21 protein-coding genes and 1 pseudogene are annotated in these 24230 nt (G+C 37.7%); 8 read left to right on the top strand and 14 right to left on the bottom strand.

What is annotated here, in order from left to right; translation table 11 throughout:
• Positions 1-16 precede the first annotated feature (16 nt).
• Entirely contained in the window at positions 17-1237 is a 1221-nt protein-coding gene (locus RMA95_RS08085) for a hypothetical protein (RefSeq protein ID WP_263614869.1), read from the bottom strand.
• Positions 1238-2234: 997 nt separating this feature from the next.
• On the opposite strand from RMA95_RS08085, the pseudogene RMA95_RS08080 reads away from it, so the two are divergent.
• Positions 2235-2529: pseudogene (locus RMA95_RS08080) on the top strand (hypothetical protein).
• A 185-nt stretch (positions 2530-2714) separates the two neighbouring features.
• On the opposite strand, the gene RMA95_RS08075 reads toward RMA95_RS08080, so the two are convergent.
• The 11 genes from RMA95_RS08075 to RMA95_RS08025 form a co-directional block, all read right to left on the bottom strand.
• Positions 2715-4142: a DNA cytosine methyltransferase gene (locus tag RMA95_RS08075; RefSeq protein WP_311070090.1), complete on the bottom strand. Its 1428-nt coding sequence runs from the start codon at positions 4140-4142 to the stop codon at positions 2715-2717.
• A gap of 62 nt (positions 4143-4204) precedes the next feature.
• Positions 4205-5428, bottom strand: coding sequence for a PP_RS20740 family protein (locus RMA95_RS08070; protein ID WP_311070089.1), 1224 nt, complete (start codon positions 5426-5428; stop codon positions 4205-4207).
• Positions 5429-5439: 11 nt separating this feature from the next.
• Entirely contained in the window at positions 5440-7377 is a 1938-nt protein-coding gene (locus tag RMA95_RS08065; protein WP_311070088.1) for an ATP-binding protein, read from the bottom strand.
• Positions 7378-7879: 502 nt separating this feature from the next.
• The gene (gene glmS / locus RMA95_RS08060; RefSeq protein ID WP_199999757.1) at positions 7880-9718 is read right to left on the bottom strand and encodes a glutamine--fructose-6-phosphate transaminase (isomerizing); all 1839 of its coding nucleotides are present in this window, start codon (positions 9716-9718) and stop codon (positions 7880-7882) included.
• A gap of 12 nt (positions 9719-9730) precedes the next feature.
• On the bottom strand, positions 9731-11095 hold the full coding sequence (gene glmU / locus RMA95_RS08055) for a bifunctional UDP-N-acetylglucosamine diphosphorylase/glucosamine-1-phosphate N-acetyltransferase GlmU (RefSeq protein ID WP_199999756.1): 1365 nt from the start codon (positions 11093-11095) through the stop codon (positions 9731-9733).
• A gap of 8 nt (positions 11096-11103) precedes the next feature.
• Positions 11104-11637, bottom strand: coding sequence for a phosphatidylglycerophosphatase A (locus RMA95_RS08050; RefSeq protein WP_199999755.1), 534 nt, complete (start codon positions 11635-11637; stop codon positions 11104-11106).
• Complete coding sequence (gene thiL / locus RMA95_RS08045) at positions 11615-12532, bottom strand: thiamine-phosphate kinase (protein WP_009503935.1); 918 nt, start codon at positions 12530-12532, stop codon at positions 11615-11617. The genes RMA95_RS08050 and thiL overlap by 23 nt, the downstream gene beginning before the upstream one ends.
• Positions 12533-12547: 15 nt before the next feature.
• The gene (nusB, locus tag RMA95_RS08040) at positions 12548-12997 is read right to left on the bottom strand and encodes a transcription antitermination factor NusB (RefSeq protein WP_311070087.1); all 450 of its coding nucleotides are present in this window, start codon (positions 12995-12997) and stop codon (positions 12548-12550) included.
• Between the two features lie 3 nt (positions 12998-13000).
• A complete protein-coding gene (gene ribE, locus RMA95_RS08035) occupies positions 13001-13471 on the bottom strand; it encodes a 6,7-dimethyl-8-ribityllumazine synthase (protein WP_001007829.1) in 471 nt (156 codons plus the stop codon).
• 11 nt (positions 13472-13482) lie between these two features.
• Positions 13483-14604, bottom strand: coding sequence for a bifunctional 3,4-dihydroxy-2-butanone-4-phosphate synthase/GTP cyclohydrolase II (ribBA, locus tag RMA95_RS08030; protein ID WP_311070086.1), 1122 nt, complete (start codon positions 14602-14604; stop codon positions 13483-13485).
• Between the two features lie 240 nt (positions 14605-14844).
• The gene (locus RMA95_RS08025; RefSeq protein WP_263614866.1) at positions 14845-16152 is read right to left on the bottom strand and encodes a hypothetical protein; all 1308 of its coding nucleotides are present in this window, start codon (positions 16150-16152) and stop codon (positions 14845-14847) included.
• 59 nt (positions 16153-16211) lie between these two features.
• On the opposite strand from RMA95_RS08025, the gene serB reads away from it, so the two are divergent.
• The 3 genes from serB (at position 16212) to RMA95_RS08010 (ending at position 18913) form a co-directional block, all read left to right on the top strand.
• On the top strand, positions 16212-17435 hold the full coding sequence (gene serB / locus RMA95_RS08020; RefSeq protein WP_200027011.1) for a phosphoserine phosphatase SerB: 1224 nt from the start codon (positions 16212-16214) through the stop codon (positions 17433-17435).
• A 409-nt stretch (positions 17436-17844) separates the two neighbouring features.
• A complete protein-coding gene (aciT, locus tag RMA95_RS08015) occupies positions 17845-18180 on the top strand; it encodes a ciprofloxacin tolerance protein AciT (protein WP_004704819.1) in 336 nt (111 codons plus the stop codon).
• A gap of 253 nt (positions 18181-18433) precedes the next feature.
• Positions 18434-18913 carry an SCP-2 sterol transfer family protein gene (locus RMA95_RS08010; protein WP_263614865.1) on the top strand — a complete coding sequence of 160 codons (480 nt, stop codon included), beginning with the start codon at positions 18434-18436 and terminating at the stop codon, positions 18911-18913.
• A 39-nt stretch (positions 18914-18952) separates the two neighbouring features.
• Here RMA95_RS08010 and dtd read toward each other — a convergent pair whose 3' ends face one another.
• Entirely contained in the window at positions 18953-19396 is a 444-nt protein-coding gene (dtd, locus tag RMA95_RS08005) for a D-aminoacyl-tRNA deacylase (protein ID WP_005109240.1), read from the bottom strand.
• A 168-nt stretch (positions 19397-19564) separates the two neighbouring features.
• Between dtd and pncB the strand changes: the two genes are divergently transcribed.
• From pncB to RMA95_RS07985, 4 genes are all read left to right on the top strand, one after another.
• Positions 19565-20779, top strand: a complete 1215-nt coding sequence (gene pncB, locus RMA95_RS08000; RefSeq protein WP_311070085.1) for a nicotinate phosphoribosyltransferase — start codon at positions 19565-19567, stop codon at positions 20777-20779.
• A gap of 150 nt (positions 20780-20929) precedes the next feature.
• Positions 20930-21778: a rhodanese-like domain-containing protein gene (locus RMA95_RS07995; protein WP_311070139.1), complete on the top strand. Its 849-nt coding sequence runs from the start codon at positions 20930-20932 to the stop codon at positions 21776-21778.
• Positions 21775-22626, top strand: a complete 852-nt coding sequence (gene asd, locus RMA95_RS07990; RefSeq protein ID WP_311070084.1) for an archaetidylserine decarboxylase — start codon at positions 21775-21777, stop codon at positions 22624-22626. Before RMA95_RS07995 ends, asd begins: the two co-directional genes overlap by 4 nt.
• A 135-nt stretch (positions 22627-22761) precedes the next feature.
• Entirely contained in the window at positions 22762-23196 is a 435-nt protein-coding gene (locus RMA95_RS07985) for a hypothetical protein (protein ID WP_263614862.1), read from the top strand.
• A gap of 56 nt (positions 23197-23252) precedes the next feature.
• Here the strand turns inward: RMA95_RS07985 and RMA95_RS07980 are convergent, their stop codons facing one another.
• Positions 23253-24014, bottom strand: a complete 762-nt coding sequence (locus RMA95_RS07980; protein ID WP_311070083.1) for an AcfC family putative adhesin — start codon at positions 24012-24014, stop codon at positions 23253-23255.
• Between the last annotated feature and the right edge of the window lie 216 nt (positions 24015-24230).

The following is a 24230-nucleotide window of genomic DNA, read 5'->3' as shown; positions in this document are numbered from 1 at the left end:
TATGTTCTAGCCCAAATTAAGCACTTTTAAGTTCCCAGCGCTGTTTTGGGTCATTAGATCGTTGACTAATACCTACAGATGAACCCCAAGTATGTGTCAGTACAGCATCTGGTTGGCCTTCTACAAAGATATAACCATCTTCAAATGCCCACTTAGTTTGGTACTGGCGACCCGCACCTTGCAAGAAAACACGGCCACTATGCCAATTAATTGGTTTTATTTCTTTACCATTGGTACTGTTTAATGCGGTTTGGAGTTGTTCAAAAGACTCATTTGACTGTAAACCTGTCTGCAAAATCTTTTTGACCGTATCCATATTTTTTTCATTCGTATGTAAATCTAGAGTTTTTCTAAGCTCTAAAAGAACTTTTACGGCTTCTTTTTTAAGGTCTTGAGTATTTTCATATTCTTTAAATACTTTTGCATGAAGCTCATGAATGCTCTCTTTCTTGATTTTTTTTAGAAGAGTATCAATATTTTGATGGTGTAAATGCAATCGGAACTCTGACCTTGAAGTCCAATCTTTTTGATCCAAGACATCTAATTGCACCGCGGCAAGAATGATCTTATAAAGTTGTTCATTATGCTGAGCGAAAGGATTCACAGACAAATTTTTAAGTTCAGGAATATCTAAACCTAGAAACGGAGATTTAGCATATTCATGGAACTTGTGTTCGATGCTACGAATTGAATTATGAGCCAGTACCGTATTTAAAGAATCATTCAGCTTAGTTTCATCAAGTTTGCCAATGAGTTCGGATTTAATTGTTTCTTCGCCGTTACTATGAATAAATGTTTTTAATAAACGAACAATATCAAGACCTTCACTTGTTTGTAAATGGGCTAGTGTTTCTTCATCTTGTTTTGGCAAAAGACTAAGGAAATGTTCTAAGTCTTTGTCTAATAATTTATATGCAACCGCATTTGTCTTAACATGAGCACCGAGCACCCAACGAGAACGGATATCTTTAACTTTGTTATAAAGCATATTCACTCTGTGACCCCAACTGTCTGCACTACTGTCAAAATACCAAAGCTCTTCGTCTATATTTTTAACCTTGTCATGTACCGTAAATTCACGGTCATTTGTATGAGAGTAAGCTAACTTACCCGTTTCACCACGCGCAGTTACTGCATCTTGTACACCATTGGTTTGACCACCATACAAACTTGAAATACATGCACCTGTTTCTTTGTTAACGATTCTAAAGTTTCCTTCTGGAAAGCCATTAGCCATGATATGTCGCTCCTTATAATTAGAAAGTTTTTGTAATAGTCGAAATTAATAGTTATCAAGTAAATTTCGAAGCGTGATTTATACCATAATTTTCCACATATAAATCCAAGTGTTTTTGTTGGTTTTTGTATATAACATGTTGATTTAATTGTATTTATTAGAATGTCTTAATAAAGGCCAGAGACTATGCTTTAGAGCTTTATAAATTCAATAAAGCTATAGAGAAATAAGTTTTAGAAAAGATGCTAGAAGTGTTCGCTTATCAACTTATGGGGTAGGGCGCTCTATAAGATGTTTTATCCCTAGATATTTTTCATTTTAGACATATTTATATAAACTATTAAATTAGAATTAACGATTAGTCTATTTTATTAACTAAATATATATAACCCAGGTTTATATTTTAAATTTAATTAAAAGCTATAAATATAAAATAAGGGTTAATATTATTTAAACATTAATTAAATTATTATATTTAAACTTTTTCATTAAAATAAATTGACGTAATTAAAATCACCGATTATTATCTCGTTGCTGGCCTACATTGCCAGCCGGTTTTGACAGACCGAGTCTAGCGTATGGGTTATACTTCCTCAGTATTTCCCTTGTGGAACCTTTGTGCCCCCTTTTTCTCTATGGTAGGGCGGAAGGGGGACGCGTACGCGCGTGCTGATCGCTAGACCAGTCTGTCAACCCTCTTTCGTTCTACCACCCTAAATTAATTCGCGGTGATTTGGTGGTAGAACTCCATTTTTAAGGAGTTGGCCATGCCATTATTTAAACTCATTTTCTCTGTTATTTAATTATTTTATTTATTTAAAATTTAGGTTTTTGCGACCTAATTTTTTAAATTTATAAATTATTTCTATTTTAAAATTTTAATTATTTTATTTTCCTATATTTGTGGGAGGATTAACTGTTATTTAAAAATTATTTTAATATTTATTTTAATTATATTTTTACTTTATTTAAATTTATAAATAATCATGAGAATAATATGAAACTTCATAAATTTATATTGGTTTTAAACCTTGTGGTTGGTGCTTACAGTATTACAAACGATGACGCCAATGCTCAGCAGGAATTTAAAAGAATTTGTTGGTCAGGTGAACACATGCAAGCCAGTTGTAATTGTGTTTGCCAACAGCTTGCACAGGTGTATTCACCTCAAACCGTACAACGTTTAAAACGCACCAGTTTGCAAAGTCCTGTTCTCCCACAGGACTTTGCCCCTAACTTGTTTAGCAGCATTCAACGCTGCGATAAAACTCAAATGGGCTAAGTTCGCTTAGCTCCTTTATCTCTGTGTCGCAATGATCTCTCAAACTTTAAATCAGCGCAAAAGTAAAAGTCCGTTGTGGCATAGGGGCCTAGGGGAGAGTTCTTTATGTTCTGGTATGAACGCAATAAAAAAGCCCGATAGGCAATTAATGCGTATCGGGCTTTTTAATATGAGTTATCAAACTTTGGAGTAGATCTATGCATTAGCAAGCGTTTTCGAAGCCTTACCATCTAAATTACTGCCTTGATGTTCCGCTATTTCTTTCTGGTAATTAAGTAATTCTAGTTTTAGCTCATGACAAATATTGTTAAATTCATTTAATAAAAATAACCCAATACCCTCAGCCATTAATGGAGGAATGGCATTCCCGACTTGAGTATATTTAGGGCAGCTTACTTTTCTTCTATCCCCACCAGTTGTATAAGGCCCATGAAATTCGAACCAATCCGGAAAGGATTGCAAACGAGCACATTCTCGGACAGTCAAGATACGTGGCTCATCATAGTGTAATAAATCATCTGGCAATGTTGTGATAGTTGGGGCACATTCCGATGCATCTAAAACTTTAGTAATCTGTTTTTTTGTATTGAAAGTATCTAATACATAATCTTTTGGTAAAGTTCGCATCCTCCGTAATTGATATTTTTCAGATAGATAAGGGCTATTTAGGTCTTTTAAAATTCTTTTAAACTTTGCTTTGATTATTGGAGTATGGTTAGCTAATCTCAGACCAGTAGGTAAAAAATCCTGACTAAGACCATTTCTCATTAAATCAATGTAATTTCTATTTAAATTTTCAGGATGATGTGTACTGGAGATTTGTAGAAACTTATCACTTGAAATATCAGTGACGTTTTTTAATTTATAGGCACGATTATACTTGTTTAAAGTTTTTAAATCAGCAATAGCTTCTTGAGCAGAAACTTTGTCTGGCAAATTCTTTTTAGATTTAAATACTTTAGCAAATTGATTAAATCGCTTTTCAAAGAAAGGAGTAATTTTTTGACTAAATTCCAATATTTGTTTTTGAGATAAGGATGAATTGATTTCAATTATCTCTTCAAGGCTAATACCAAATAATATAAATCGAATTCTATGCTGAGGAACACCCCAGACAGAGCAATCTTCAATAAACGTTAGTGGCAAATAGCCTAATTCTGCTAATTTACTTTTGATACTATTAGCCGTGGCTGGTTTATCTTTGATTTTATATGTTATTCCTTTAACATTTTCCATTAAAATAATTTTAGGGCGTACCAAAGAAACTACTTTCAGATAGTCATAGACTAATGTACTTCTTGGGTCATTGGGATCTCTACGCCCAGCAGTTGAGAAACCCTGACAAGGAGGACCTCCAGCAATTAAATCAATAGATTTAGTACGACCTAATTCTGCTAAAAGATGAGATTTTTCTAATATAAGCTTGTGTATATCATAAGGCTGAATAGGTAGATCTTGTTGACTCCACTGATATTGATTAGAACTTGTTCCATCAATTAAGTTGAATTTTAAAGATTTAAATGCATCTGGATTTTTTTCTATAGCAAAATTACCCGTAAGACCTGCCTGAAGAAGTCCTAAAGAAAGTCCGCCACAACCTGCAAATAAATCTATAAAGTGCATAACTCTATTTCATAACCAAACATAAGTAATGTAAAGGACAAGGTTGAAGAAGTCCAGGAGTATTATGCTTTATCACTACTCATGACTTCAGTTGATATTAACGGTTGAGGTTGTTCTAATCCTTCCATAATACTATTGATGTGTTCAGCAGTTGTTTGTAATTTCTCCAAGTCATTAGTACATATTTGATTTAAATAATCATCAGTGTGATAACCAGCCTCTTTTAAAAGATCAATTTGTTCTTTAACGAATTGAGCATAATATTCAACGCCACCTTCAATCATTATGTCATCTAAATTTTTAATATTTGATAGCTTATTTAAAGGATTTTTGGCTTGTTCAGCTTTGGTTGGAAGAGGTGGATTAGCATCAGGAAAGTTCATGACACGTGTAAAGACAAAACACATAGACATCATATCATTGGTGTTTTCTCCAGTAATGTCGTACCGAACCACGTTACTCAATTTTACTTTAAAATGCCGATTATGTGCAGTTTTAATAAGCCAATTCATTAAACCAACAACGAGCATATTGATATGCTTTTGATTTTGTAAATCAGATCTAACAACCAAATTATTATTCAAGAGAATATTGGAAAAGACTCTAATAAACTCTTGGAAATAAATTTCTTCACTTAAATTCTCATCAATACAGGCAACTAGTTCTTCATAGAGTGTCGAATTTGTAGTGTCCTTTGATGATCTTGTGGTGATAAATAGCAACCAACCTTCGGAAATCTTTTGAAATTGATACTCCATAAAGTTGTGCAAAGCTTTCAAACGATTTTCAGTAGCATTCGGGATGACATTTTCACAAAAATCCAAATTTACTACATCGAAGCAGCCAAACTCATTCAATTTATCAAATGCAATAGATGAGGTGTTTTCAAGATAATCAAAATTGAGTTGCTCAACTTTAGAGCTTTTATCAACCCCATCTAAATCCATAATTTTACTAAGTTGAGTTTGGGCAGACGACCAACCTTTTTCAGTGTTAATTAAACCAAATAAACAAATCTTTTTCTCAAGTGATGGTAATTTTTGCTGAAAGAAACGAATATCCAATAAATCATTACCTGGTAATCCAAAATATTTAATAGTATCTATACCAGGCTTTAATTTTCTTACAATGTGTTCATCAATCTGCTTCCACCATTGTTTGTGGCGAATCCACTGTTTTCTTGGTTTATGCCATGGTAAGAACTGTTTTTTTTCACTGACATTATCTGTAATTACTTCAGATGTTCCAAAATCATCAAATGTAGTATCAAAATCATCAAATTTCATTTTTATTACTCTCAATCTACATTCAAAACTTTAGAAATCATTTCAAATATGGTTTTTCTATCGTCAGCAGATAAACCGTCGAGTAAATCAAAAGAATCAAGAACTTGAATAATAGCTGACACTTTTTCCTTTAATACTTCTTGGCGTGGGTTTGGCCTTTCATCACCAATCCATCTTGAAAATTCATTCTGATCTATTACATAACTATCAATTTTACTTTCATTATTTGAAACAAACTCAACAGGTCTAATTTCATCAATTTCTTTACCTTGTTTCTTAGCAGCATCAATGACCAAATCTGATAATGATTGACTACGAAAATTAGTAATAGTTTCAGAATTCTTATGACGTTCTTCTCTTTTAATCTCTTTATACTTACTAATAACTTGTCTTAAGGCATCGTGAAGCCAACGCATAATAAGTTGATAGTGTGGATGTGATATATTAAAAGACTCTCTATCAATATTTAATGCTGAATCTAAACCTTCATTTAGAAAAATTTCAGCTGTTAATTGCCCTCGAATAGTATATTCTGAAACTTGATATTTCATGAATGTAGTGTCAAATAGAATACCAGAAGCATTATTTATTCTTAGAATAACTCCATTATGCTCTTTAGGAATTACTTTTGGACACCATAGAATGTAGGCATCAAAAGATAATTCTCCACCAGTAATATTTGGCTCATATCTGCTTAAATCTGGTTTTGCTGAGCCAATAAATAGAATAGGTTCTTTTACAATAGCTTGAGTAGAGGGTAGTTGGGTAAATTTAATAGGTCTAAATAACTCAACATCATCAATAAAAACTTGGAAACCAGTAGAGTTCGTTTCAGTTTTAAGGGTAAACAAATCTTTAATAGTTGTATTATTATTCAATAAAATTTTTTCTGATTTACCACCTTTTTTATTGCTTAATTGAAAAACATGAGGATATTCATCATTAGTTAATAAAAATGGATGCTTTTCAATGTAATCTACGGGAACAGATAAACCTAAGACCCATAACATATTTAAATAGTTATCAAGGTCTTCTTCTAATTTTGGTGTAACTGTAGTATTCGTCCTTTCAATCATAGAATTATAAAATTTAGTAAATTTTTCTTTTGGAGTATCTTGTTTATCCCAAGGTAACTTTGGTTCAATTTCTAACTTTTCATGATCATTGATATCTGTACATCCTATATGAAAGGTTCTTTGTATCACTTCGCTTTCATCATCTACAGATTCTTGAAGCCAGAGATCAACACTCTTAAGTTGGTCTTTAGCACTTTTTTTTATATTTTTTAAAATAATATCAGTACCATGCGCCTTAGTGTTAGATGTTTTCTCAGTCTTAATCTTTACTACGCCAGTATCGAAACTTTCCCCTCTTTTTTCTTTTGAAGAAATAATTTGTTCTGAGTAATTATTAAGTTCAATGTCTGCAATAAGATAATAATCTGTACCAGCTTGTTTCGTCACAATAGTAAATGTTCGAGTAAGTTGAGCGACACTAAATAAACCAATCCCAATTTTACCTATAAGTTTTCTTTTTTTCTGAGGACTTAAAGTAGGATCATCTTCATTTGTTATACCTAGAGATGTATTTTTAGGATTGGCACTTCTTTTGGCACTGCCACCAATGTGATAAATCAAATTCGCTAAAACTTCTATGGACATACCATTTCCATCATCTCTGATAGTCATATGGTTAAATCTAGGAGCATCGGTATCTATATATACTGTTTCAGCATCAGCATCATAGGCATTTGAAATTAATTCACGAATTGCTGAGGAGGGTTGGCGATAGATACCATCGGTAACTCTTGCTAATACTTTCTCATCAGTAGAAAGTTTTGCCTCAGAAACCTCGCCATTTTTTAATTTGGTTATTATGTCAGTAACTAAAGTATCTTGTTTGTTATTTATATCATCTGATGGTGTTGTATTTTCAAGTTTATTTGTCACGATTAAGTCCCAAACTTACAATATATTATTTATTAATTTAGACATAATATATGAAAATTTACGTAAATTTAACTTTCTAGATAATTATTTAGTCTATTAAGCCATGTTTCTATTTCATTTGCAGAGATTTCTTGTTTATAGGTATCCATCCCTTGGATGATTCAAAATACTATTCTTTAAGCTTATTTCTTTCAGAATGCCTTTAGGCAAACGTGAATATTGAGTGATGATCAGCTCAAGTACTTTAGCTCTATCACTATATTCCATTGATTTATATCTTTAAGGAGTAGTGGTTTCTTATAGTCAGAAAGATCACTATCTAAGATCACAATATTTTGATTATTAAACTGCAAACTGACTTTGGCTATACATCTAGGAATGCCTTCATTTTTATATCGATTTTTTAATCAGGCAATAAAAAGCCCGATAGGCAATTAATGCGTATCGGGCTTAATCAATCAGTTATTAAAGCAGGTGATGCCTTAATAATGATCTTTTTGAATTACTCTACAGTTACTGACTTCGCCAAGTTACGTGGCTGGTCAACGTCTGTACCACGTAATACAGCAACGTGATAAGACAACAACTGAACTGGTACGCTATAAATGATTGGAGCAAGCCATTCGTTTACTGCTGGAATTTGTACAACGTGTTGACGATCTTTTTCGACTACGCCGCTATTTTCATCAGCGAAAACAAATAATTCACCGCCACGTGCCTGAACTTCTTCCATATTCGACTTAAGCTTATCAAGCATTTCGTCGTTTGGCGCAAGAATCACGATTGGCATTTCAGTATCAACAAGTGCCAATGGGCCGTGCTTTAACTCACCAGCCGCGTAACCTTCTGCGTGAATATATGAAATTTCTTTAAGCTTTAATGCACCTTCCAAAGCGATTGGATAGTGTGTGCCACGGCCTAAGAATAAGCAGTGTTGTTTTTCAACGAACAATTCTGATAAACGTAAAATTTCAGAATCTTGCTTAAGCGTATCAAGAATGACTTTCGGGCTGTGCCACAATTCACGAGCAATCTCTTCAATCATGACATTGCTAATACGCTGTTTTACTTGTCCAATTTTTAGAACGAGTAGCATAAGCGCAGCAAGCTGAGTCGTGAAAGCTTTCGTTGATGCAACACCAATTTCAGGTCCAGCAAGGGTCAATAAGTGGTGATCAGTTTCACGAACCATCGAAGACGTAGCAACGTTACAGATAGTCAAAGTTTGAATATCGATATTGTTTGCTTTCGCACGTTTTTGAGTTTCACGTAATGCAGCTAAAGTATCAGCTGTTTCACCTGATTGAGAAATACAGATATAAAGCGTATTTTCAACAATCACAGGTGTGCGATAGCGGAATTCACTTGCGATTTCAACTTGGCAAGGCACGCCAATCAGTTGTTCAAACCAATACTTCGCGATCATGCCTGAGTGGTAGCTTGTACCACACGCAATAATTTGTACGCTTTGAATTTTGCTGAAATCTGCCTCTGCATCTTGCAAGAAATCTTCGCGTAAGCTGTTGCCATCAAGTGCTTGAGAAATCGTTTGTTTGATTGCTTCTGGTTGCTCATAAATTTCTTTGAGCATGTAGTGCTTGTATTCACCTTTTGAAGCATTGCTTACTGTTGCGTCAAGCTCTTTCACTGGACGTTCAACAGGTTGACCGTTTGCAAATACTTCAATTGAGGTACGAGTCAGGCGAGCAATATCACCTTCTTCTAAATACATAAAACGGTTAGTTACAGGTAACAATGCAAGTTGGTCTGAACTAATAAAGTTTTCACCAATACCCACACCAATTACGAGTGGTGAACCTTCACGTACAGTGATTAACTCATCTGGGTAATCGCTATGGATAATACCTAGTGCGTATGCACCTTTAAGCTGAGGAACAACTGATTCTACTGCTTCAAGTAAGCTGTCAGTGCTTTTTAGTGCTTCTGCAACTAAGTGAGCAACAACTTCTGTATCTGTTTGAGAAGTAAATACATACCCTAGAGCTTGAAGGTCATCTTTAAGCTCTTGATAGTTTTCGATAATACCGTTGTGAACTACTGCCACTTTACCCGACATATGTGGGTGAGCATTATTTTCAGTTGGTTTACCATGTGTTGCCCAACGTGTATGAGCAATACCGACTACCCCAGTGAGCTGGTGTTCAGCAACAGCATCGGCAAGATTAATCACCTTACCTACACGACGCTCACGTAAAACTTCTTCATTATTCAGTACAGCAACGCCCGCTGAATCATAACCGCGATATTCAAGACGTTTTAAACCTTCGATTAAAATCTCGGTTACACAACGCTCTGCAACGCCTCCGACGATACCACACATAATTCAATCCTCTTATTTTTTAACCTTTTGGGGACGTTGATAATTTGCCTTAGAAATTTGTTGAGCACGTTCAAAGGAGAGACTTTGTTCAGCTACATCTTTCGTAATCACAGAACCCGCACCGACTGTTGCTCCATTTCCAATAGTCACAGGCGCAACCAGCGAGCTATTAGAACCGATAAAGACTGCATCGCCAATAGTGGTTTTGTGTTTATTTGCACCATCATAATTGCAGGTAATTGTACCTGCCCCAATATTTGAGTCAGCACCGATCTCGGCATCACCTAAGTAGGTGAAATGATTCGCTTTACTGCCAAGACCAATGGTTGTATTTTTGACTTCAACAAAGTTACCAATGTGGACTTCGTTTGCCAATTTAGCACCTGGGCGTAAGCGTGCAAATGGACCAATTTGGGTGTTTTCACCCACAATTGCACCATCAAAAACGCTATAAGCTTGAACTTTGGTTCCTGCGGCAATTTTTGTATTTTTCAAAATACAACCCGCACCGATTTCTACAAAGTCACCGAGTTCACAGTCACCTTCAATAATGACATTTACGTCAATACGAACATCGTGTCCAACTTTTACAGAACCGCGTAAATCAAAACGGGCAGGGTCTGCAAAAGTTACGCCTTGTTGCATAAGTTCTTTTGCTTGCTGTTTCTGAAAATCACGCTCAAGTGCTGCAAGTTGTAAGCGGTCATTCACCCCTTCAACTTCAAAAGCAAGTTCAGGCTGAATAGACGCAATTTCTAAGCCATCTGCAACCGCCATCGCAACGATGTCAGTTAAATAGTATTCGCCTTGCGCGTTTTCATTTGAAAGCTTAGGCAACCATTCATGAAGTTTTGCGTTGCTTACACAGTAAATACCTGTGTTGATTTCTTGAATTTGGCGCTGCGCATCAGTTGCATCTTTATGTTCAACAATCGCTTGAATTTTTCCGTCTTGGCGAACAATACGGCCATAACCTGTTGGGTTCTCGACATGTAAAGTAATCATGCCAATACCGGTTTTACTTGATACTTCGACAAGTTGCTCTAGCGTTGTTTGACGAACTAAAGGAACATCACCGTATAAAATTAATGAAATACCGTCTTTAGGAAGTACCGGTAAAGTCATTTGTACCGCATGACCTGTACCTAATTGTTCTGCTTGCTCAACCCATTGAATGTTTTCTTGTGCAAACGTCTGTTTTACGTGATCGCCGCCATGTCCATAAATGGTAATGATATTTTCTGCTAATAGTTGTTTTGCTGTCTTAATAACATGTCCTAGTAGCGGGCGACCAGCTAAAGGCTGTAGTACTTTAGGTAGTTGTGAACGCATTCGCGTTCCTTTGCCTGCAGCAAGGATAATGACGGTAGTTGACATGAGTAAACCTACTTAAATGGCGTTACGCCCCAGAAAGTAATAAATATGATGATACAAAGTGCCGCCCAAAGCCCTGCAATGATGTCATCCAGCATAATTCCGAAACCGCCAGCAACTTTCTGGTCGGCTACACGGATTGGCCAAGGTTTCCAAACATCAAACAGGCGGAATAAGCAAAAACCAATTAGTGCCCATTGTAACGACATTATATTAAAAAATATTAAAGGCAGAAGAGTAATTGATTGTCCTGCAAATTCATCCCAAACAATTCGCCCATCATCATGAACATCAAGGACTTTTGCCGTTTGACCGCAAATATAAATACCCACCAACGACATGATGAGAATAGCGATTAAACTTAAGTTAAATCCGAGAGATAACCAGATAGGAATGAAAAGTAAGGCAAAAGCAGAGCCAAAAGTACCGGGTGCTTTAGGAGCGAGACCAGATCCAAAACCAACCCCACAGAAAACGATGCAGCGGTTGAACCAAGACATGTTCTTAAAATGAATCGGCGGTTTATGCAAAGTGTTGGTATCCATGAATTTGCAATGGGTAATCTGAACCCAAATGCTCAAAAGTTAGTTTTGTTTGTTCAACGATCTGTCCAATCATTGTAATCTTAACGTCCAGTTGTTTTTGCAAAAGTTTTTCATAATTTTGCGGTGTTATTGTAAAACATAATTCGTAGTCATCACCACCTGCAAGTGCATATTGCCAACGTTGTTGTTCTTCGAGTTGTTGCAATACAGGATCAACAGGTAATTTTTCCAAGACGAGTCGAGCTCCAACCTTGGATGCTTTTAAAATATGTCCTAAATCTTGAGCTAAGCCATCTGACACATCAATCATGCTAGAGGCAAGACCTTTTAGCTCTTGTCCAAGCTGACAGCGTGGCGTCGGATAGTCGAGTCGTTGTTGTAGCGGATGGCCTAAGTGCTGTAAACCGTAGGCTGCATCGCCCACCTGACCGCTCACACACACATAATCACCGACTTTTGCGCCTGAACGTAACACGGCTTTTCCGGTTTCTATCCAGCCCATTGCGGTAACGGTAATGGTGAGATGTGGGCCTTGGGTGGTATCTCCACCAATTAAGGCAACACCAAATTGATTACAACAGTCATAAATTCCCTGACTAAACCCTTTAAGCCACTCATGGTCAACTTGAGGCAAGCTGATTGCTAGTAAAATACTGTGCGGTTTGGCACCCATTGCAGCAATATCTGAAAGATTTACAGCAACACTTTTCCAGCCAATCGCATGAGGTGAGGTTTCAAGAGGGAAATGACGTCCAGCAACAAGTGTATCTGCACAGATCACCAGTTGTTGATTTGGAGGGGGAGTAATTAAGGCTGAGTCATCACCAATACCAAGCGCGACATCGGAGTTTGACTGCCGATTAAAGTACTGGTCAATAATTGAAAACTCAGCCATAGAACACCAAGCCTATTAGTTTGCTTGTTGTTTTTCTGCGCTACGCAGTGTCGAACTTAGGCGGTCTAATACACCATTGATGTATTTATGACTGTCTGCTCCGCCAAAATGCTTAGCGAGTTCGATAGCTTCATCAAGTACCACACGGTATGGAATTTCTAAATGATCACGTAACTCGTAAGCACCTAAACGTAAAGTCGCGAGCTCTACACCATCAAGTGCGTCAATTTCACGGTCAAGTACCGGAATAAGTAACGCATCAAGCTCTTCATGCTGAGCGATAACTTGAGTAAGTAGTTCGTGATAATAGCCTAAGTCGACCTTGTGCATTGCATTTTCAGCACGGGTACGTGCTTCAATTTCATGTACAGGGTTGTGACTCATTTGCCACTCGTAAATACCTTGTACAGCAAAACGACGTGCTTTGCGTTTTGCTGCATAAGCGGCTTGCAGTGTTTGAGACATGCTTTAAATTGCCTTTAATAAATTAACCATTTCAATTGCAGTTAAAGCAGCTTCGCTACCTTTGTTTCCTGCTTTTGTACCTGAGCGTTCGATTGCTTGCTCGATGCTGTCAGTAGTTAATACACCATTGATAACAGGCAAGCTGCTTTCTAACGCAACTACACCTAAACCTTTTGCACATTCACCCGCAACAAAGTCAAAGTGAGGTGTGCTGCCACGAATCACTGCGCCAAGAGCAATGATGGCATCAAACTGGTTTGATGTAGCTAATTTTTTAGCAACGATCGGGAGTTCCCATGCGCCAGGAGCGTGAATAACAGTAATGTTATCTTCATTTACGCCGTGACGTTTTAATGTGTCGATCGCGCCTTCCAATAAGTGTTCAACAACAAAGCTGTTGAAACGACCCACTAAAATCGCATAACGACCTTCGCTTGCGAGATGTAATAAACCTTCAATACGGCGAATTGCCATAGCAACCTCGATTATTTCGTTGTGATTTGATCAGCAGTGACATATTCCACTACTTCTAAATTAAAGCCAGATAAAGCATTGAAACGTAATGGTGAGCTAAGAAGCTTCATTTTTTCAACACCTAAATCACGCAAAATTTGAGCACCTACACCAATGGTTTGATATTGATGTGAAAGTGCTGCATTGGATTTCACCGGTTTTGGCTTGTTTAAATCATCCAACGCTGGTCCCAAGTCTTGCAAATGATCTTGCCCGATCCAGACTAAAACACCGCGATTACTCGCTGCAATCGTCTGTAGTGCACGGTCAAGATTCCAAGCAGGTTCGCCGTCAGCCTTATTCAGCTTAAGCAAATCACGAATTGGGCTGAAACCATGTACACGTACCGTTGTAACACCTTCTTTAGGCTCGCCTTTAACCAAAGCCAAATGAATGTCCGGGTTACCAATCTCACGATAGCGATAGAGCTCAAATGAACCGTATTCTGTTTGAATCGTTTTTTGATCCAAACGTTCTACAGTCTGCTCATTCGTCATACGGTAGTGAATTAAGTCGGCAATTGTACCAATTTTTAGGCCATGCTTCTCAGCAAAAATTTCTAAATCTGCACGACGTGCCATTGTGCCATCTTCATTGATGATTTCACAAATGACAGAAGCTGGTTCAAGACCTGCTAAACGTGCCAAATCACAACCCGCTTCGGTATGACCTGCGCGGTGTAATACACCACCTGGTTGTGCCATGAGTGGGAAAATATGACCCGGTTGTACGATATCGCTTGGTTTAGCATGCGCTGCAACAGCAGCTTGAATGGTATGTGCACGCTCTGCTGCCGAAATACCAGTGGTAATACCTTCAGCAGCTTCAATAGATAACGTAAAGTTAGTGCTATGCTGAGCGCCGTTCTGGTCAACCATGAGTGGAAGATTCAACTGCTTACAGCGTTCACGGCTTAACGTCAGGCACACTAGACCACGTGCATGGGTAATCATGAAGTTAATATCTTCAGGACGAACATGCGTTGCTGCGATGACAAGATCACCTTCATTTTCGCGATCTTCGTCATCCATCAAGATAACCATTTTGCCTGCACGAATATCGGCGACAAGATCTTCAACACGACTCAGCGGCATTCGCTTTCACCTTTTTTTGTCGTAAGACAATTTCTATTGAATAAATTTCGCATAGTTTACGCTGTTTATAGAATTTTGCCTATGATTCTGATTTATCCAAATTTACCACCCAACATAATAGATCTGGATTTATTTATCTGAATAAATCATAAGAAAATAAAATTATTTAAACTAAATACCATGAATTTAAATAAAAAAAACCTAGCCAAAAGGCTAGGTTTAAATGCGCACAATGACTTTTTAAGAAGCTGCACTACTTGGACTGTCATTTTGTGGGATTGATTTTTTACCCATCAAAATTTCAGTTCTAATATTTTGCGCAAGCTCTGCACATTCAGCGTTCATGCCATTAATCATAAATGCATGACGAGTCATGATATTACTTGGGTTTGGCATTGCAACAAGCTGATAACTGTCTTGAATAGCTTTAAGCTGATCATTCTCAAGATAAAGCGCAGACTCTTTCGCATGAAGATGTTGTGCTAAACGCTGAGCGGCTTCTTTCGCATCAATTTGCATTGCTTCTACGGCATGACATACAGCGCTTCGAGTTTGCAGCGCAAAGCGTTTATCTTCACGGTAACGTTTATATAAAACGTCTGACAGTAATTGGAAAACTGTACCTACCATAAGTAAGCATTCTACAGCGTGCGGATGTGAAGTTGAGATTGCGAGTGTTGCGCCTTCTGCATGAAACTCATCTACCACCTCAATATCAGTCGCCTTTAAATGATAATGCTTTGTGCATAGCTCGATACTTTTATTTAAGAAGAGCTGACAAAGTTTAAAATAAGGAACCGAAACAGACTGGTTAACGCTACTTAATAACTGTTTAGGGTCATAAAACTGAATATTAAGTGCTAAGGTATCTTGGTCTGTAGCTTCTGTGCTTTTTTCTGGTTGTGGGCGAACCAGTGGTTTCGCTTTAGCTTGCTGCTGAGCTTGAGCAACCAAGGTTACTGTATTTTGTTTTTCAAGCGCGAGGGCTTGGGTTAACTCTTGAATTTCATGTTTTAAACGATTTTCTTCGTTAATACGGGCTAAGTATTCGCTACGGGTTGGACGAGCGATGGCACGGTAAGCAAGCCATAATAAAACATGTAGGAACAGTGAAGCTAAAATCGCAAGCCATTGGGTACGAAGAATTTCCCCAATACTTGGTTGAATAAGTGTAATTTCAATAGAACCGACTTTCTTCTCGTTTTGAAGAGCATCACGAACAAAAATTTCACCTTCGCGAGTTTTTGACATGCCGCTTGTTGCCAAAACTTGTTTATTGGCATCAAGAATACGGATAGATGCCACACTTGGATTGGTCGCATAGCGATTGGCAATAAGCGCCAAAGATACCGTATTGGCAGGCTCAAGCTCAGATAAGCTGTCTGCTACGAGTTGGCTGGTCATGAGCTGACCTTGACTCGCACGGTTTTCATTGAGCTGGTGTGTCGTTGCAATCACCAATAAAAAGGTATGCAATGCAAAACTAATGATCAGTAGGCTAGCAAATAGCCCTTGTCTAGGCGCAATCAAGTTAAACTTCCAAGGCAATTATATTGAAATTCGATTATGATTCTTACAATAGTTGTCACTCAGACTAGAGTCAATTCATGCGAGAAATCATTCTTATATCCTTTTTAGGACCGGACCAACCAAACCAGTTTACCCGATTAATGCAAGTACTATCCGTACATTCATTGCAAATACTGGATGTAGGTCAGGCCGTTATTCATAATCAACTGACATTGGGCATCGTGGTCGCTTCAGATAATGAAACTGCGACAGCGTTGGCAATGAAAGAGATTTTGATTTTAGCACATGATATTGGCTTAACAGTGCGCTTTAAACCAATCTCGGGCGCAGAATACGATCAATGGGTAAGCGAAGGTGGACGAACCCGTTATATCGTCACGGCTTTAGCGCCAGAACTGACTGCTGCACATTTACAAGCAGTTACACAAATTGTGTCTACACAAGGCTTTAACATCGAAACGATAACGCGTTTATCCGGCCGTGTAGACCTTGAAAAAGACAGTACATTGCCTCGTCGTGCTTGCGTACAGTTTGGTTTAAGCAGTGGTCCAACTTTAGATGCACAAGCAATGCGTGCAGCTTGTTTACTTCTTTCAAGCGAATTAAATATTGATGTTGCTGTTCAAGAGGACAACGCATATCGACGTAACCGCCGCTTAGTGTGCTTCGATATGGACTCAACCTTAATTGAGCAAGAAGTGATTGATGAGTTGGCGATTGAAGCAGGGGTAGGCGCACAAGTTGCTGAAATTACTGAAAGAGCAATGCAAGGCGAACTTGATTTCCAACAAAGCTTCCGTGCCCGTGTTGCATTATTAAAAGGGCTTGATGCTGCTGTTTTACCTAAAATTGCTGAGCGTTTAACTATTACCGAAGGTGCAGAACGCCTCATTTCAACGTTAAAAGCACTTGGATATAAAACGGCTATTTTATCAGGCGGTTTCCAATATTTTGCTGAATATTTACAAGGCAAACTAGGCATTGATGAAGTTCATGCCAATGTTTTAGACGTACAAGATGGCGTTGTGACAGGTGAAGTAAAAGGTGTAATTGTTGATGGCGCACGTAAAGCAGAGTTGCTGCGTGAGCTTGCCAACAAACTCGATATTTCATTAGAGCAGGCAATGGCTGTCGGTGATGGCGCAAATGATTTACCAATGCTTGCGATTGCAGGACTTGGCGTAGCATATCGTGCTAAACCGCTTGTTCGCCAAAATGCGAATCAGGCGATTTCAAGCGTTGGTTTAGATGGTGTACTGTATTTACTCGGTATGCATGACAAAGATTTAAACCGTGCTTAAATAATACTGAACAATCATTAAGCGCTGCTCAAGAGTAGCGCTTTTTTTATGCAGAATAGTCATAAAAACAAGCAAGTTATGACAGAATTGTGCACAGAAAAAAGGCAATAAAAAAAACTGAAAAAAACTTATTTTCACGCAAAAAAACAGCATAGTTTTTTGTAATGACACGCCAGAATTGATGCCATATAGGACGTAGAACTTTTTCAAATTTACAAAAATGTAATGACAAAAGAATGTTGCGACAAAGTATGTCGCATCGACAAATAACAGGTCTTTTTTTCTAAAAAAAAACATCCATAATGCTTTCTAAGCTTCAACACAAATCATGAATTAAAGTTGTTTTTGGAATGAGGTCTGGTGTTCAGACCGAATGTTTTTAGACGTTTTCATTAAGACGGAGGTTTCTATGGTAACAGCGAATTTTGCCGCTATCGCCGGATTCAGCTTAATTGCTGTCGCGCTTGTTGCTGTTTTCTTTTCTCCTTACCGTCGTTGGCTTGGTTTTATGCTTGCAGGGATGTTTTTTTGGGGGCTATTGGAAGTGGTCCGTTTTGGAGTTCAAGTCACTTTTGAAATGCCAGTCACATATAGTTATTTAACTGCACTAAGTCTAGCGATGGTAATGGTCACATTTGTTTTATTACGTGAGGATAAACAGGCACAGAAGGCTTTGGCAAATCGCCAATATATAGAACATACGCCAGTATATGAAGATGATCAGCAGCAATGTTCTAGCCGATAATTAAATTGTTATCTAACGGTAAAAAGGTATGCACAGCATGCCTTTTTTATTTACGAAAACATGATTTTTATTATACAAAGCATTTATTAAAAAATAGCCAGTTATGCTACGATAGGCTGGTCTGTTGACGTTTCATATATAGATTGCGTTGCCAATTAGAATATCATCAGTCGATGCACAAAACAGGCAATGGGGAGCCCTTGCTGAGTTTTGCCCCAAGGTTTTCATAAAAATACAATAGGCGTGAATGTTCATGAAACTTTCTTCTATACCTGTAGTCAAGTTACCACTTGTTGATGTCAGTACAGACCCGTTAGATTTATTGGTAGCAGGTTTGGCACTGCGTATGAAACAGTTGGCACGTACAAGTCCTAAGTTTATTGAGCTAGTGCATGACCGCGCATTCCGCATTCAAATTGGTACTGATTTAGGTGTTGCTCGCCAAATTATTATTAACAATGGTCACATCGATACAGTCGCTGGCTCACCTGAAAAAGCTGACTTTATTTTGCAATTTGCAGATAGCGAACAAGGTGTAAAAACTTTACTTAAAGGCGACCCAACTGCATTTATGACGGGTATGCAAGACGGTAGCATCAAAATGGAAGGCGATTTCAGCCTGCTCGTTTGGTTTAACCAAGCAGCTAAACTCATTCCACCAAGATTACCAAAACCAGTAAAAGATAAAGTACGTCAAGCACGTGCTTTTATTAAAGAAAAAACTGGTCGCTAAGATCTAATAAAAAACTCCCGATTGGGAGTTTTTTTATATTTATGCTTCAACTTCTAAATTGAAAGTGACTGGCCCATCATTAATGAGGTGTACTTTCATGTCAGCAGCAAAAATACCTGTTTGAACATTTTCAAACTGTGAACGGGTATATTCCACCAACTGTTCATAGAGTGCTTTTGCGTCGCTAGGTGGCATAGCTGGACCAAAGTCTGGACGTAAACCTTTTTGGGTTTGAGCCATGAGCGTGAACTGAGAAACAAGCAGGACTCCGCCATTTGCCTGAGATACATTCCAGCCCATTTTGCCTTGCTCATCATCAAAAATACGATATTTCAAAATTTTATCGATGAGCTTCTGGCCTATGGCTAAAGTATCGTCTCGGCCAATTCCTAAAAAAACCAATAAGCCATGCTGGATTTCACCGGTCGTTTCACCGTCTACCACCACTTTAGCTTCAAGAACTCGTTGTATTAAAGCGCGCATTGTTAGAGAGAGTTTCTGCAATTATTTGAATTGATGCAGTTTAGCAGAAATTAATTTAAATGATTTTTAAAAGGAAATTTCATGGAGTTGCAACAATGGTATAAAAGCTCATAATTCATCTATAAAAATATGCTTTAATGCTAAGAAGCAAGCGAATAATCATTGACTATGTCTCCAATTATCCATTCTTTACTTGATACAGACTTGTACAAATTTACAATGCTACAAGTGGTTTTGCATAAATTCCCGCAAACACATAGTGTCTACCATTTTCGTTGCAGAAATTTAGAAGATACTGTTTATCCATTAGTGGATATTTTGGATGACTTAAACGAGCAACTCGACCATTTATGTAATCTCAAATATAAAGAAGACGAACTACAATATTTAAGAAAACTACGATTTATTAAAAGCGACTTTGTCGATTATTTAGAACTATTCCAGCTTAAACGACGTTTTATTCAGGCCAGTATAGATGCCGAAGGCCGACTAGATATTCGTATTGAAGGGCCGATGGTTCAGGCCATGATGTTCGAGATTTTTGTCCTAGCCATTGTAAACGAGTTATATTTTAGCCGTATTAAAACAGATGAAGTCTGGGCTGAAGGTGAACGCCGTTTAAAAGCCAAGCTTGAATTGATTCAGCAATATGAAAAATCGCAACAGCCGAATGACCCTCCATTTTTAGTTTCTGATTTTGGTACACGTCGTCGCTATAGCTTTGAATGGCAAAAACATGTGGTTGCTGCATTTCATAAAACTGTCCCAAATGTGTTCCGTGGAACGAGTAATGTTTTGCTGGCTAAAGAATTAAATATCACGCCAATTGGAACCATGGCACATGAATTCCTACAGGCGTTTCAGGCGCTTGATGTCCGCTTACGTGACTTTCAAAAAGCTGCTTTAGAAACATGGGTTCAAGAATATCGTGGAGACTTGGGAATCGCTTTGACCGACGTTGTTGGTATGGACGCTTTCCTCAGAGATTTTGACCTGTATTTCGCAAAACTGTTTGATGGCTTACGTCATGACAGTGGTGACCCATATGAGTGGGGTGATAAAGCCTACGCGCACTATCGTAAATTAAAAATTGATACCAAAACTAAAATGTTGACCTTTAGTGATGGTCTCAATTTGCCAAAAGCATGGGAATTGCACCAATACTTCAAAGACCGTTTTCAGGTGAGTTTTGGTATTGGAACCAATTTGACCAATGATATGGGGCAAACACCGCTCAATATTGTGTTGAAACTGGTTGAGTGTAATGGTCAGTCGGTTGCCAAAATTTCGGATAGCCCAGGAAAAACCATGACCGACAATGATACGTTCTTGGCTTATTTACGTCAGGTTTTCCAAATTGAAGAGTTTGAAGAAGCTGTTTAATTACAATGTAGTTTTACAGCTTGGCAGGCACTTAACGCTTAAGAATGTGTATATCTGATTTTTTGCTAAACGGTAGCAGAAAATCAGAGTTTGATAGATATAAGCTTATGCTAAGATAAAATTAAGCTGGTATAAAAAGTAACCATGACGATGACACTCCCTGATTTTAAACTCAATTTATTAATAGAAGCAGAAGAGTTAGTGCCTTATTTAGGCAATGAATATATCCGTATTGTAGATTTGAGCCGCGCCTCGGTTTATGAACAGCTCCATATTCCACATGCCATTCACTTACAGCCTAAATGGTTGGTGGCTCAACATGAAGAAGCCACTGGCATTTTGCCAGATGAAGCTGGTTTACAAGCGCTCATTGAAAAATTGAATATTTCGCCAAATCACCATGTAGTGGTCTATGACGATGAAGGTGGGGCATGGGCTGGTCGTTTAATCTGGAATTTGCATTGCTTAGGATTTACCCGCACCAGTTTAATTAATGGCGGCATTCATGCATGGCTTGGCGCAGGTTTACCCACCACAGCTGAGGTTGAAGAACTACCTCGAGTTGATAACTTAATTCAGATTGATTTATCACATGCTGCTCAATTTCGAGTGAACTATGAGGAGCTACGCAAACAGGTTGAACAGGAAAATATTCAACTGTGGGATTGTAGGACGATTGATGAATATAGTGGTGTTCGTTTAGCGGCTCGACGCGGTGGTCACATTCCAAATGCACTCCATTTTGAATGGAGTACTGCACTTAATCGTCAAAATCATCTAAAATTGCATCCGCTTGAACGCACGCGGCAGCGTCTTGAACAACTTGGGTTCGATTTAAAACAACCTGTAGTCGTATACTGCCAGTCACATCACCGTTCTGGTTTGGCCTATATTTTGGCTAGACTTTTGGGTTGGGAAGCAAAAGCCTATGATGGTGCGTGGAGTGAATGGGGCAATCGCCTCGATAGTCCTATCATTACTGGAGAATCGCCGTCTTGAGTTTTACATCTCGCTTAAAAAAAGAATTATTTATTAAGGCACAAAATCTTGTTCCTCAGCATCAGTTAAGCCGTGTGGTGGGTAAAGTTGCTGCAAGTGAAAATCCAGTATTAAAAGCTGCAGTTATTCATGCATTTAAAACCAAATACGGCATTGATTTATCAATTGCTGAACAAGGTAATGCACTCAAATATAAATCTTTTAATGATTTCTTTACTCGTGCATTGAAAGATGGCGTACGTCTAGTTGACGAAAATGCTGATAGCATCGTGTCACCTGCTGATGGTGCAATTTCTCAAATTGGTAAAATTACTGCTGGCGAAGTTTTTCAGGCAAAAGGCCAAAGCTTCTCTGTAGAAAAATTAATTGGTGACCCACAACTTGCTCAACCTTTCCAAGAAGGCGAGTTTGCAACGGTTTATTTATCTCCACGTGATTATCACCGTGTTCATATGCCGTTTGCAGGTACATTAACTGAAACTTTATATGTACCGGGTGAGTTATTTTCAGTAAATCAGGTCACTGCTGAAAATGTACCGGGTTTATTTGCCCGTAATGAGCGTATGGTTTGCTTGTTTGATACTGAGCTTGGTCGTATGGCTGTCGTTTTAGTCGGCGCTATGATTGTTGCAGGTATTGAAACTGTAGCAACAGGTAAAGTAAAACCGTCGGGTCGTATCGAATTACAGCATCATCAGTTGAAGTTAGAGAAAGGTGCTGAGCTTGGCCGTTTTTATTTAGGTTCTACCGCAATTATTTTATTTGAAAAAGATAAAATCGAGTGGGAAAAACGTTTTAAAGCCGAGTCTGTTGTTGTGATGGGCGAACGTATGGGCCATACGCTTTAACCCATCAATAGATTTAAAAAGAGAGCATTTGCTCTCTTTTTTATTTACATTTCTATAATTAACTATATTTTTAAATATAATGTTTACCAGTAAATTAATTTTTAACTCATTATAAATACTCACGAAGAGAATAAAATGTCCCCAACTCCTATCATTAGTTTATATTTTGCTTCGGCTTTGACTTTCGTGGCCGCGTTACTTCATTTTATTTGTGTGTTTTGGGGAGCAAATGGTTTTCGGTTTTTAGGGGCTGGGAAAAGTATTGTTCAGATGGTCGAAAGGGGACATTGGTATCCGAATTTTACAGCTATAGCTGTGGGGATCATCCTAACAGTATGTTCTATGTATGCCTTCTTTGCAGCAAAAGGACTACAGCTATTACCTTTTACCGAAATTATTTTGTCACTTGTTGCAGCCGTGTTTCTTATTCGTGGTTTTGCTTTTCCATGGTTAAAATCAAAATTTGTTGGGAATAGTGATTTATTTTGGTATATCAGCTCAGCCTTTTGTTTAATACTGGGTACTTTATATGCCGTAGGCGTATATTCAATATCAAAGAATATATTTTAGCTTAGGCAGAGTTAATACTTTTCAAAATTAAAAAGGGAGTATGACTCCCTTCTTCATTATTTAGTCCAACCATATTTTTTGAAAATAGCATTGCCTTGTTGAGACGATAGAAAATCCACAAAACGTTTAGCTTCAGTGTCTTTTAAACTATGCTTGGTTAAGGCTACACCTGTATCTCGATAAATAACTAGCTCTGGTTCAATTCGTATAATTTGTCCAATATCTGGGTTACTGGCTCCCCAAATATTAAAGACTAACCAAGCATCATAGCTGCTATTTTCTTCCCAGTTTTTCTTGGCAATTCCTGTATTGGCTGCATAGGTGGCAATATTTTTTCGAAAAGATTTGGTTAATTGAATATTTCCAGTTCTGCCAGCAATATCTTCCCACATACCGACTTGACCTGCGCCATGCGTAACTAAAACCTTAACACCGGGTTTAGCGAGGTCTTTAAAACCTTTAATATTCTTAGGGTTTCCCTTTCTCACTAAAATGGCTGCGGGACGTAAATATAAAGGCTCTACCGAGTCTTTTATAATTTGCTCAGAAAAAGCATTTTCAAAATCAGACATCATGGCTTCGGAACCGCTATATATAACATCGGCATCTTGTTTCGCTTTTTCCGACCATTGAGAAGTAGGTCCAGAAGTCACATGGACTGCTATGCCCGTTTTATTGGTGAATTGTTTGGCGGCTTCTTTCATTGCGGGTGCTGGACCACCAGGACCATACACTTGTACGTCTGCAAAGCTATGGATAGATACAGAACCGAGAATAAGACAAATTAGGTACGGTATAAATTTATATTGTTTTGACATTTTAATCGCTGTAGTAATTAGGAAGATATCAGCATATATTTTTTATTATTTAAACGGGATTAATTTTTGCAACTGTATTTATATTAAATATTTTTAAAATATAGTTTTATTAAATTTCAGTAAATCTGTTTTAATGTGTTTTTAGATTGAATATAAATTATAGATAATTTTATGGTAATTTATATTTTATAAATTGATTATTTAAATAGATGCAAT

It is taken from the genome of Acinetobacter sp. V110_1 (assembly GCF_031798975.1).
GTDB classification, from domain to species: Bacteria; Pseudomonadota; Gammaproteobacteria; order Pseudomonadales; family Moraxellaceae; genus Acinetobacter; species Acinetobacter nosocomialis_A.
The sequence above is the reverse complement of the archived record's forward strand: the minus strand, read 5'-3'. Positions and strand labels throughout refer to the sequence as shown.